This window comes from Robertmurraya massiliosenegalensis JC6 (assembly GCF_000311725.1).
GTDB lineage: Bacteria > Bacillota > Bacilli > Bacillales > Cytobacillaceae > Robertmurraya > Robertmurraya massiliosenegalensis.
Map to the genome: position 1 here is coordinate 384,427 of NZ_HE978514.1, position 12,474 is coordinate 396,900.

12 protein-coding genes are annotated in these 12,474 nt (G+C 37.3%); 1 reads left to right on the forward strand and 11 read right to left on the reverse strand.

The features are described 5' to 3' along the window. Window positions 1–11 precede the first annotated feature (11 nt). The 7 genes from BMSHG_RS15410 to uxuA all read right to left on the reverse strand — a co-directional run bounded on the left by BMSHG_RS15410 (window position 12) and on the right by uxuA (window position 7,576). Window positions 12–767 carry an SDR family NAD(P)-dependent oxidoreductase gene (locus BMSHG_RS15410; RefSeq protein ID WP_019155350.1) on the reverse strand — a complete coding sequence of 252 codons (756 nt, stop codon included), beginning with the start codon at window positions 765–767 and terminating at the stop codon, window positions 12–14. Between the two features lie 222 nt (window positions 768–989). Next, the gene (locus tag BMSHG_RS15415; protein ID WP_019155351.1) at window positions 990–2,270 is read right to left on the reverse strand and encodes a TRAP transporter large permease; all 1,281 of its coding nucleotides are present in this window, start codon (window positions 2,268–2,270) and stop codon (window positions 990–992) included. Window positions 2,271–2,295: 25 nt separating this feature from the next. Beyond that, entirely contained in the window at window positions 2,296–2,763 is a 468-nt protein-coding gene (locus BMSHG_RS15420) for a TRAP transporter small permease (protein WP_019155352.1), read from the reverse strand. 20 nt (window positions 2,764–2,783) lie between these two features. After that, window positions 2,784–3,800, reverse strand: coding sequence for a C4-dicarboxylate TRAP transporter substrate-binding protein (locus tag BMSHG_RS15425; RefSeq protein WP_019155353.1), 1,017 nt, complete (start codon window positions 3,798–3,800; stop codon window positions 2,784–2,786). 212 nt (window positions 3,801–4,012) lie between these two features. After that, window positions 4,013–4,705 carry a GntR family transcriptional regulator gene (locus tag BMSHG_RS15430; protein WP_019155354.1) on the reverse strand — a complete coding sequence of 231 codons (693 nt, stop codon included), beginning with the start codon at window positions 4,703–4,705 and terminating at the stop codon, window positions 4,013–4,015. 182 nt (window positions 4,706–4,887) lie between these two features. Then, window positions 4,888–6,498, reverse strand: a complete 1,611-nt coding sequence (locus BMSHG_RS15435; RefSeq protein ID WP_019155355.1) for a mannitol dehydrogenase family protein — start codon at window positions 6,496–6,498, stop codon at window positions 4,888–4,890. Window positions 6,499–6,508: 10 nt separating this feature from the next. After that, complete coding sequence (gene uxuA / locus BMSHG_RS15440) at window positions 6,509–7,576, reverse strand: mannonate dehydratase (RefSeq protein ID WP_019155356.1); 1,068 nt, start codon at window positions 7,574–7,576, stop codon at window positions 6,509–6,511. 460 nt (window positions 7,577–8,036) lie between these two features. Here uxuA and BMSHG_RS15445 point away from each other — a divergent pair, with 460 nt between their 5' ends. Continuing rightward, entirely contained in the window at window positions 8,037–8,681 is a 645-nt protein-coding gene (locus BMSHG_RS15445) for a GntR family transcriptional regulator (RefSeq protein ID WP_235776385.1), read from the forward strand. Between the two features lie 464 nt (window positions 8,682–9,145). On the opposite strand, the gene BMSHG_RS15455 is transcribed toward BMSHG_RS15445, so the two are convergent. The 4 genes from BMSHG_RS15455 to BMSHG_RS15470 all read right to left on the reverse strand — a co-directional run bounded on the left by BMSHG_RS15455 (window position 9,146) and on the right by BMSHG_RS15470 (window position 12,163). After that, window positions 9,146–9,847, reverse strand: a complete 702-nt coding sequence (locus BMSHG_RS15455) for a GntR family transcriptional regulator (protein ID WP_019155359.1) — start codon at window positions 9,845–9,847, stop codon at window positions 9,146–9,148. Window positions 9,848–9,970: 123 nt separating this feature from the next. Next, window positions 9,971–10,591 (reverse strand): class I SAM-dependent methyltransferase, encoded by a 621-nt coding sequence (locus BMSHG_RS15460; RefSeq protein WP_019155360.1) that lies wholly within the window; start codon window positions 10,589–10,591, stop codon window positions 9,971–9,973. A 90-nt stretch (window positions 10,592–10,681) separates the two neighbouring features. After that, on the reverse strand, window positions 10,682–11,314 hold the full coding sequence (locus BMSHG_RS15465) for a DapH/DapD/GlmU-related protein (protein ID WP_019155361.1): 633 nt from the start codon (window positions 11,312–11,314) through the stop codon (window positions 10,682–10,684). Between the two features lie 3 nt (window positions 11,315–11,317). Continuing rightward, a complete protein-coding gene (locus BMSHG_RS15470) occupies window positions 11,318–12,163 on the reverse strand; it encodes a PHP domain-containing protein (RefSeq protein ID WP_019155362.1) in 846 nt (281 codons plus the stop codon). Window positions 12,164–12,474: the final 311 nt, after the last annotated feature.

The following is a 12,474-nucleotide window of genomic DNA, read 5'->3' on the forward strand; positions in this document are numbered from 1 at the left end:
AAATTTTGGAATTAGTCCATTAGTAGTCCGCCATTGACTTCGATTACTTCACCAGTAATATAGCTTGCTGCATCAGAGGCTAGAAATAGAATAGCGCCAACCATTTCCTCTGGCGCTCCAACGCGACCCATCGGAATTTGCTTTGCCATGTTTTGCTTCATTTCTTCCGATGTGTTTGAATGAAAAGGGGTGCCGATAAAACCAGGTGCAATTCCATTGACATAAATATGATCTTCTATCAATTCTTTCGCTAATCCACGTGTAAATGTGCTTAAACCACCTTTTGCCGAGGCATACGCGACAGCACCACCTCCACCGCCGTTTCGTGCAGCAATGGAAGTGACATTAATAATCTTGCCTGTTTCCTGTTTCTTCATCAGCGGCAATACAGCCTTTGTCACTAGAAAGGCAGACTTTAAATTCACATTGAAGACACGATCCCATAACTCTTCATCCATATCCTCAATTTTACTGCGCTGTACCATGGAACCGGCGTTATTAACTAAAATATCTACTCTACCGAATGCTTTTTCAATTTTTACGACCATTTCGTTGATTTGCTGAGCATCTGTGACATCTCCAGTCACTAATAACGCCTTATTTCCTTTAGCGATAATTTCTTGTACAAGCTTTTCCGCTTCTGAGATATTGCGATTCCCGTGTACAATGACAGAAGCGCCTTGCTCTGAAAACCCTAAAACAATTGATTTTCCGATCCCAGAACTGCTACCAGTAACAAATACTACTTTATCTTGAAATGAGTACATCCGATCACTCCGTTTATTTATTCAAAATACATTCGTTGTTTTCGAAATGAATGTTTTTTCATAAATGTCCAAATTTTTTCTTTAAAAAATCTAGAGCCGACATTTACGCTTTGTACTAGTTTCAGAAGTCACATATATTTTTGCACGGCACTTTTCGCTACTTCTACAAAACAACAATAGATGTGGAAAGAGCCTTTATTTTTCTCAGAGTTATCCCATGAACTACATCAATAGATTTGGTAAGAATGTAACAATTTGCGGGAACAAAGCCAGGATAGCTACGAGTAAAATAACTCCTGCCATAAATGGCCAAGATTCTTTCACGTATTCTTCTACCGATACATCCGTCAAGGAACATACCGTATACATCGTCACCCCTACTGGTGGAGTCATACCTCCCATTGTTACAAGAGTCATCATGAGAATCCCGAAGTGAACTGGATCCACTCCAATTTGAGTGATAATAGGTAAGAAAATCGGTGTTAATAATAAAACGATAACCGTAGATTCGATAAACATTCCGATTATTAGTAAGAACAATAACACTAATAATAAAATTAATGTTGGGCTTGAAGTGAGACCAATAATAAATTCTGCAGCCGTCCTCGGTAGTTGATTATACGTAATTAAATAGCCGAGAATCGCAGATGTTGAAATGATTAGTAAAATCATCGCATTATCCATTACTGACTGTTTTACTGCATCCTTAAATTTCTTCCAATCTAATTCTTTATGAATAAAGAAACCTATTACTAATGCATAGACAACAGCGAATGAACCTGCTTCAGATGCCGTAAATACACCGAAACGAATTCCAACAATTAGAATGACTGGGAATAAAAGCGCCCAAATACTCGCCTTCAACGCACTCATTACTTCTTTAAAAGTAGCTCGCTTTGGACGGTCGATAGAGTCATAGCCTCTCTTTTTCGCAATTGTATAGGCAACAATCATCAAGAAGGTCATCATTAATATTCCAGGAATAATACCAGCTAAAAATAGCTTTCCAATCGAAACTTCCCCTACATATCCGTATAAGATAAGTCCAATACTTGGTGGAATTGTAGCTGTAATTAATGAACTAAATGCAATAACACCTACTGAATAACCACCAGAATATCCTCGATCAATCATTTTGCGTCCAAGTATTCTACTTTGCATGGCCGCATCCGCATTGGCAGATCCTGATATCCCTCCCATGATTGTACTGAGTACAATTGAGACATGGGCTAAACTACCTTGAATATGACCTGTCAATGCGTTTGAAAAACGAATTAATCTTGAAGTAATACCCGCTGAATTCATTAAGTTACCAGCTAATATAAAAAACGGAACAGCTAACAATGGAAAAGATTGCGTCCCGGAAACCATGCGCTGAACCGTAATCGAAATCGGCAAATTCGGTTCAAATAAGAAATAAGATAAACTAGCAATTCCTATTGCAAAAGCAACAGGCATATTAAGGAAAAGCAGTATGAAAAAGATAACTGCTAACAGTATCATCTGATCTTCCTCCTTTCTTCAATTTCTATGCGAATTGTTTTTTTATTAGTTTTGAAGTGTGAATAAGAAGTGTAATGATCATTAAAGCAGCTCCAACTGGAACAGCCATCGTTACAAACGAATAGCTAAGTGGTAGGTTATTAATTAACCGTACTGAATTCTCAATGCTCAGTAACGTTCCATGGTAGCCAACGAATACTAAAAATGAGATCATTAAAAGATTCATGATAATCGCAATGAGATTAGAAAGCTTTTCTGGTAATCTACTTGTAATAAAGTCAACGCCGATATGCTTTCCTTCTCTTAATGCTTTATTCGCTCCTAAGAAGATAACCCACACAAATAGTAATTGGGCAAATTCTACAGACCATGAGAGGGGTGCTCCGACCCATCTCATGACCGCAGCTACGAATACAAATAGAACCACACCAACCATTAAACCGCTTGTTAGGATTGTTTCTAATTTTAGTAGTCCGTGAGTAATATTTTTCATTCTAGCCACTCACCTTTATATTATTTTCCAAGTAGCTCGTTGATTTGCTGACGAAGCTCTTGGTACCCTTCAAATTTATCGTATACAGCATCTGTTTTTTCTTTGAATAACGCTTTATCTACTTCAATTACTTCTACGCCTTCATCAATCATTTTTTGTTCGAACTCATCTAACATATTAACCGTGTTTGTAGAAGCTTCATCACCTGCAATAAAGGCTTCTTCTTTTAAAATTTCTTGATATTCAGCTGGAAGTGTTTCCATCCATTGTGAACCAACGACTAAACCTGTTAATAATTGGAAGTGTGAAGTTTTAGAGATGTTCGAAATTACTTCTTGTAATTTTGCTCCATAAGTAGCTGGATGCTGTGCTTCTGCTCCATCAATTACACCTTGCTGCACTCCAGGATACACTTCAGACCAAGGCATACCAGCAGGACTTGCACCCATTGCCGTGATTGTTTCAGTCCAAATTGCAGCACCAGGCGTACGTAGTTTTAACCCTTGTAAATCTTCTGGCTTATTAATTGCCTTATTCGTTAATAGGTGACGATCTCCTTGATACCAGTTAAATGAAAGAATTTCCACATCAAAATCATTAACTAACTTCTCTTCCCAACCTTTAAATAAGTCGGACATAACTACTTCTCTTGCTTCTTCATAGCTGTCAACAATATATGGTGCTGATAAAATGCCAATTTCCGGAACCATTTCTGCTAGACGACCCGTATCAACGATTACTCCAACATTTGCCCCCATAATCGCTTGTTCAACAATATCCTTGTCTTCTCCTAAAGCACCACTACCATAAATTTCTATAACTACTTTTCCTTCTGTCTTTTCTTCAACAGCAGCTTTGAATGCTTCCAAACCTTGATAGATTGGATCCGTTGGAGTTAAAGCAGTTCCTAATTTCAATGTGTAAACGTTGTCATTCGAGCCCTCTTTTTCACCATTGCTAGCCTCTTCTTTATTCCCACAAGCGCTTACAATTACCATTGCAAAAATTAATAATAATGCTAAGATTTTCCCTTTCATCGTTAAGGTCCTCCTTAAAATATAAATAATAGATTGTTTTAAGACATTTAACAAAAGATACCGCTTTCATCGAAAACGCCACAGTTAACCGCATAATTCTCCATGTAGACGAATCTACACTGACACTTTTCATATATAACCACTGCTGTGATGTTTAAGTAAAAATCAGCTCCTCGATTTTTACAAATCACCACATTCTATACGAAACAGCATTATTTAAAGTAACTCGGATATGCTTTCTTTAGCTCATCCTGATCAACAGATACTAATTGTAAATGCCTAGCCATAACGTTTGCGGCCGTTTCTGAATCTTTTTCTTTGATCGCTTTCAATATCTCACTATGTTGGAGCAAAAGAGTCTCCCAATTAAACTTCGAAGCAAGACTAAGGAGTCGAACTCGATTTAAGTGACTGTTCATCTCTTGGATGACGGCCCAAACTCTACTTTTCTGCGAACCTATTGCAATCGTGCTATGAAACTCTTCATCTAATTCGAATAACTGTTCATAATCTTTTTCTTGCACACAACGGTGTTGAGTCTCGATATTTTTCTCTAACAAAGCAATTTTGCTTTCAGGAAAGCTTTTACATGCCTCTCTTACAGTTGCTACTTCCAAATGCTCCCTGATAAATCTCGCATCATCAACATGGTTGCGGTCTATTAACGATACGAAAGTACCTCTTTGTGGATATACTTCTAATAACTGCTCTTGATTTAATCTTACAAAAGCTTCTCTCACCGGTGTTCGGCTCACATTAAGCCACTCGGCAATGTCCTTTTCAGATATACTCAAGCCCGGCTCCAGCTTTAAATTTACAATGTTTTCTTTTAATTGTTGATAAACATAATCTCGAGTTGAGTATTTGTTAACCATTACTTTTTTTGCTAAGTCTATGTCTAACATTTTATTTTAGAGAACCTCCCTTCTATATTTCATATACTACCACACTACTATACTTGTATGGTAGTGTACAAGAAAGAAAATTCCCAAAAAATTTTATATTTTTCTCAATTTCGACAAAATCATACTGTCTTTGAAAAATCTCGATCATAGACTGGCCATTTTTTTAAACTCATTACTCCCGATTATCCGATATATTTTTCTAGTGTTTGTCGAACCGCACCAGTTCCTGAAAGCATTTCATGGAACATGATTTCAATCTTTTCTCCTAAACCCATTTCATATAGATTGATCCCAAAAATCGATTCATTCGATAAAATGATTTTCACATTAGATGTTTGATCCCCTAATGCCACACCTTGTAGTGTAGATTGTAGGCGTTCAAGCAACGGATCTGGACTAAGGGTAAATGACTGACCCTCATCATTAATTCCTAGTAAATAACGACACCATGTCGCAATTGCTAACGGAATAGCCGTTAAATCAGCTGGATTCAAATCTTCTCTTCTTTGATAGGATTTAAGTGTTTCCCCGAAACGAATTCCTACCTTTTGAGAAGTATCAGTAGCAATCCGCTGCGGTGTATCCGGAATAAACGGATTGGCAAAACGTTCATTCAATACTTCGTCCAGAAATGCCTTTGGACTAATAATCTTCGGATCAACCACTACTTTTAATCCTTCTTCATAACCAATCGTTTCAACGAATTTCTTTAATGTAGCATCCTTCATTTCATCAGCAATCAACGTATAGCCTAATAGACATCCAGAAACAGCCAAGGCAGTATGAAGTGGATTTAAACAAGTTGTTACTTTCATCGTTTCAATATTATTCACCGTATCTCGGTCTGTAAAAATAATGCCTGCTTCTTCTAATCGAGGACGACCATTGGTGAACTTATCCTCAATCACTAGATACTCACTCACCTCTGCATTTACGAACGGTGCCGTATACGTATTTTTCGAGGTAACGATGACATCCATTTCAGCAATTCCTAAATCCAATAACGCTTTTTGAACCGTTTCTGACGGTCTTGGCGTAATTTTATCAATCATCGAAAGAGGGAATGTCATTTTGCTTTCGTCTGTTAAATACGCTACAAATCCTTCTTCCACAAACCCTCTCTTTTGCCATTCCTTTGCAATCGTTAAAATTGCATTTCTTAATTTGTCGCCGTTATGTGAACAGTTATCCATACTGACAAAAGTCATCGGAAACTGGCCTTTTACATATCTTCGATGAGCTAATGATGTAACGACACTCATCGCATGAATTGGATTTTCCAATCCATTTTCAATATCCTTTTTCACTATTCCGAGGTATTCTCCACTTGGGTCGGTTAAGGAATAACCTTTTTCCGTAATCGTAAAGCTCGCAAGTTGTAGAGTTGGATTTTCAAAAATTTCAATTAAACGAGCATAATCTTCTTCTCTGCTAGGTTCAACAGCAATGCCTTCAACGATACTGCTTATAACATTTTTCTCAAATTCGCCATTTGCTTTCATTTTCACTAGTAATGTCAAATTGTCAAAGGGCTTATATACTTTATCAATCATTTCAAAATCAAATGTCTCAGCCGCAATGATCCCTGTTTCAGCAAGCTTTAGGTTTAATAGTTTTTGATGAGCATTTGCAACAAAGCCTCTAAAGATATTTCCGGCTCCAAAATGAACCCACTGAGGATTTACTTTCGTGCTTTCAACTACCGTTGCAAAATCAAATTGAGGAAGTTCTACGCCAATTTCTTTCCAAGCTGCTGCTTCATTGACAATACTTTCTCTTTTAAGCGTTAACATCTATTATCCCTCACTTTCCCTTTTCAAGAGTGTCCCATACACCAAGCATGTACATAATTCCCATTGCTCGGTCGTACAATCCATATCCAGGTCGACAATTCTTTTCTTCACCCCATAAATGACGTCCATGATCTGGTCGGACAAAACCGCTAAATCCGTTTTCATGATAAGCTTTAATAACTTCAGGGACGTCAACACTTCCATCTTGACCACGATGAGAAACTTCTATGAAATCACCATTTTCAAAAACTTTTACGTTTCGAATATGGGCAAAGTGGATTCGATCATGAAACTCTCGAATCATCGCAGGTAAATCGTTCTCCGGGTTAGATCCGAGTGAACCTGTACAAAAAGTTAAACCATTGTATGGACTATCAACCAAATCTAGGAATCTTCTAATATAATCTCTGTTGCGAATGATACGTGGTAAGCCAAAGATAGGCCATGCTGGATCATCTGGATGAATCGCCATTTTCACATCGTACTCTTCACAAACAGGAATTACTCTTTCTAAAAAGTATTTGAGGTTTTCAAAAAGGATATCTTCCGTGACTGGCTCATAGGCTTTAAATAATTCATCTAATTTGGCTAAACGCTCCGGCTCCCAACCAGGTAACGTGAATCCACCAGAGCTATCAAGAATTTTTTTGACCATATCATTCGGGTCATCTGTAATGGCAGCCTTTTCATAAAACAATGCATTGGAACCATCAGGTAATTCTTTATATAGATCCGTTCTTGTCCAATCAAATACAGGCATAAAGTTATAGCAAATTACTTTAACACCGACTTTTGAAAGCTTTTTGATTGTATCAATATAGACATCAATATACTTATCTCTTGTCGGTAAACCGATTTTAATGTCGTCGTGAATGTTAACGCTTTCTACAACTTCAGGACTAAAGCCTTTGCTTCTAATTTGGTCGGCTACCTCTTGAATTCTTTCCATTTCCCATTCTTCCCCTGCAACCTTATCATGCAGAGACCAAACAATTCCCATTACACCTGGTATTTGGCGAATATGATCAAGAGTTATTGAATCGTTCCCATCTCCGTACCATCTCCACGTCATTTTCATCGTGAACACTCCTTCGTCTAGTTTAGAAAATTCCATATCTTCATAGAAACTGTGCCATTCTAACCAAAATAATAAAAATCAAGGAAACTTGCAGACAACAAATCTTGTATACAAGATAGATTCATCATAATCTAGAGTTTATTCCACTGTCAATTGTTATCTTTAAAAACATTGTTAAACCCTAATTATTACTATGTGAATTGAGTTTTATATAGATTTTACAATCTTAAACATGTATACTAGTTTTAGAATTATACAGGCTCTTTCGTAAACATTGTTGCTTTTTTATGTGAAAATAATCTTACAAAAAATTGCTGCGTAAAATAATGTGTTTCTTGAAAACCCAATGCGAGGTGCAAAGGTCAGCAACCTGATTTTCCCACGAAAAAACTCAATCATTAGGAAAACAGCGATTTTAAAAGAGAAAGTTGGTTTTAACATGTCCTTAAAAGAGGAGATTATGAATGATTTAAAAAGGGATATCCTTTCCTTACAGTTAAAGCCTGGAACAATTATTAGTGAAACGACACTGACCGAGCGTTATCAAATATCTCGTACTCCAATTCGAGATATTCTTAAACAGCTATCTTTAGAAGATTACATTAATATTTATCCAAAAAAAGGAAGCATTGTTTCTTATATAGATTTAGAATCTGTCGAACAGCTTATCTTTTTAAGAAGCACGTTAGAAAAAGAAATCTTAAGAGAATTAAACGGCCATCTTCCATTAAAGGGACTACATGAATTAAAAACGATTCTTGCGAAGCAAAAAGAGTGCATCAATGATAAAGATGGATTAGAAACCTTTTTGCAGCTAGACGATACCTTTCACAAATCCTTGTATGAGTTGGCTGGCAGATCGTTTCTATGGAATTTAATTCAGCAATTTCAAGTTCACTATATCCGTTTCAGAAGGCTTAACATGCATAAAAAGGACAAATTATCTAATATTTTGCAAGAACATGAACTAATGGTAACCCTTTTAGTCCAAGGGGAAACGGAGCCACTCGATGAACTCGTTCGTCACCATCTTCAGGCAGATATCAATTCTCTTGATTTGCAAGAAAATTTTGGGGAGTATATCAAAAGCTCTGATGATCTATAGAATAAAAAAAGCACCTACAAAATGTAGGGAGCTTCCGGTTTGTCTCATTCGATCCAACCATCTCTCACCCTTAAGCGGAATTTTTCCTGTTATCTCCTCAATGAAGTCCCTTTTAGGAGAAATAACGGAAGATTTTCCGCTTATGAAGGGCAAAAGCGTTGATTTTGGCATTTTTCGAGGGAATAGCAGGAATTTTTCCTGTTATTTTGGCTCTTTTTCATGATGGTTGCTCATTAAGCGGAATTTTTCCTGTTATTTTTTCATATCGATACTCCTACCGTTTATACGAACATTTATCCACAAGTCGAGGGAATTTAAAAATTACTGGTAACCAATGAAAAAAAGTGGAGAAAATCAAATCGATTTTCTCCACTTTTTTCGGTTCAAATAAGTTTTCCAATTCGCAGACTTTCTTGTTTATGGAACTGGATTCTAGGTTTTAACGCATACAACAACCCCAGCAATTAAATGAGATAGGTAAAGCAATCACTTCTATAAATATTTCTTGAGTATTCTAGTACTTTTCCAGAGGTTTGATCGACACATCCAGACTCTAGACTTAGCAGCGGTACAAGGCTAGGGCATTTTAACATCTCTCTTTCCGTTTTATTAGGAAAAGTAACACTTAGCTCTGTTTTCATCGGTTCAAAATCAAAGTAGCCTTGTTGGCGAAAAAAATGAAAAATTGAGGAAATACTCTCCCCTTCACTATCAATCTTTTCAAAAACGGACTGAGATAAATAGGATGTATGAACAGCAATCGGACAGTCTTCTACAATACGTAAACGGCTAATTTTATATACCGCATCGTCTTTTCTCGCCTGTAATGCATGATACACTAGAGAATCGTATGTAATTCTTTCACAGGTAAGATTCTTCGTTTCAAATCGATAGTTCAGCTCACGCATTTTTTCACTGAAACTAACATCCCCCGTTAAGATAAGCGGAATTTGCAATTTCTGATTTTGCACATAGCTTCCCTTGCCTTGTTTCGAAAAAATATATCCAAGCTCCTGTAAACGTTCATAGGCCTTGCGGACAACCATTCGTGGCACTTGGTAAAAATCAGCTAACTCGTTTTCCGAAGGTAGCTTGTCATTGGGTTTGTAGTTCCCTGCACGTATTTCCGAAATCAACCGATCGACTAATAATGCTTTTTCAGACAATTTATCGTTGCCCCCTTCGAACCAATTCTACTAAGAGTATACCGTCCAAAAATAAATAAACTGTTACGACTATGTAAAGTTTGTAAATGTTAAACCTTCGCTGAAAAGTTCTGTAAAATGTCGTTAGCCTAATGATTCCTTAGAAGGCTTTGCTTTTATCAAATAGAAGATATCAGACCAATACCGTTCAATATGTTTTACTTGAAGATTTGATTCTTCCAAAATCAGATTGAAGTTTCTGTCACAATGGCATCCAGAGATTTTTTGATGTAGTGGGTCAATGATTTTTTGAGTGAAGGAAAGCAATGGGTTTGAACTGAGGCCATGTTCAAGTAGCAAGATGTTTCCGTCTTTACGGCACCAATGATTAAATTTATTTAATATAGCGATTGGATTAGGATAACTACAAAGGGAAAGAGTTGAAACGATGCAATCAAAAGCATTATCTTCCATTATCAATTGATCAATATCTGATTCAATAAATTCTGCATTAACTTGAAAAATGCTTGCTGCCCGTTTCGCACTTTTAATCATTTCTGGGCTAAAATCAACTCCTGTTATCTCCACATTTTGTCTGTCATAGTAGGGAAAGTTCGCTCCAGCTCCGACACCAACTTCTAAAACTCGTCCATACGCATTTTCAAGTAGTTTCATTCTCCAACGAGCAAGCTTTGGATTATTGCGGTTATTTTCATACATTTTAACCTGTTTATCATACTTTTCAATGAGCTTTTCCTTCCGCATTTCCTTTCCCTCCCATATATGTAATGATGGTTTCATTCCAAATAGGAAAAGCCCTAAGAAAGTTAGGGCACACGATACCTTATTTTTATTTTAGCAATGATTTTTTATAAAAGCATCTAAATCATTGAGTTCTTCAAAATGGGCTTCAAGCTTTTCTCTCGGCCAGTCCCACCACGCGATTTTTAATAGTTGCTCAGATACTTCCTCCGAAAATCTTCGCTTTATTGGTCTTGCTGGAGTTCCAACAACAATCGTATATGGTTCAACATCCTTTGTTACTACAGCACCCGATCCGATAACTGCACCTGTTCCGATTTCTACACCCTTCATAATGATCGCGCCATGGCCAACCCAAACATCATGGCCAATTTTCACCTTTTGGGTGCGCCGCCAATCAAAAAGTTCCTCATCATCCTTATCGTCAAAGGAATAAGCAATTTTTCGATAGGTCAGATGATGCTGTGTGACTCGGTCCATTGGGTGCTGAACTGGATTAATGCAAACATGGGAGGCAATGGAACAGAACTTCCCAATGTCGGAATAGTTTACAGTAACATCATCCATCGTATACGAATAATCACCAAATGAAGATTCCACAATCTTATTATTCGCACCAATAGAGGTCCACTCCCCAGCAAAGCTATCAATGATTTGGCTCGATGGCTCAATACTCGGTGATGTGGATAGTCTTCTTTCTTCATTAGGCTGATAAATGAACGGCATCTATTAAACACCTAACCTTTCTTTTCGTAATTTAAGAGCATGGAGTGTTTCAAGTCCTGGACTTTTACTTCCAATTCGAACAGGTTTTTCTCCGTATACTCCGTGAAAATCCGAACCACCTGTCATGACCAGATCAAATTCTCTCGCTAACTCTTTTGCTTGCTCTTCATGTTCCTCATTATGTAGTGGATGCCACACCTCCATTCCTTCCAAACCTACTTCCACTAAATCTGGAACCAGTTCGAAGTTTCCGTATTGTCCAGGATGTGCTAGTACTGGAACACCACCCGCCCGCCGAATCATTCGTACAGCTTCTTTAGCGTCTATATATTTCATTGGGATAAAAGCCATTCCCGGTGGTTTTCGATTAAATAATTTCTGATAAAGTGGACCGTATATCGAATCAGTATATTCTTTTTCAATTAATGCTTGCATAATGTGCTGTTTATATACTCCCGTCCCACCATGAGCAATTTCAAGACATCTTTCCCAACTGATGTTATATCCTCCCTCAATAAGTCTCTGGACCATTTCCTTTGACGCTTCATGCCTTTGTTCCACGAGTGGACCACAAACCTCTTCAATCGCCGTATGTCCAGGCTCAATGAAGTAACCTAATATATGAACCCTTCTTTCCCTTTCAAAATCATAGCCTGACACTTCAATTCCAGGAATTACTTCCACTCCAAACTTCTTTCCTACTTCAATCGCTTCTTCAAGGCCTTTCGTTGTATCATGGTTTGTCACGGCCAAATGACTCACGTTTTCTTCAAGTGCTAGTTTCATAACTTCTTCGATCGACAATGGACAATCAGAAATATTGGTATGACAATGGAATTCGACCTTCATGACGATTACCTCCTCTTATATAAAAAACTCGTACGATACTTAATTCAAGAATAACTTGGTGCCAAGTACGGATGGTTAAGCGGAGGTTAATTTCTTTTTAAGGGATTGTTAAGAAAGATTTCAACCCATTGTCCAAAATTTGCTTCTTATAACTAGAACCTGAGCCGCTTATAGGCGCTAAGTCATACGTGAGTTTATTTATAATTTAGGACGTAGTTACCGGAAATAATTTACAGAAATTCGAATTCATTTAAAATTCAATTAATAATTCGGTTTTACAATAAGGAAGTACCAAAAAACTTACTTAATGA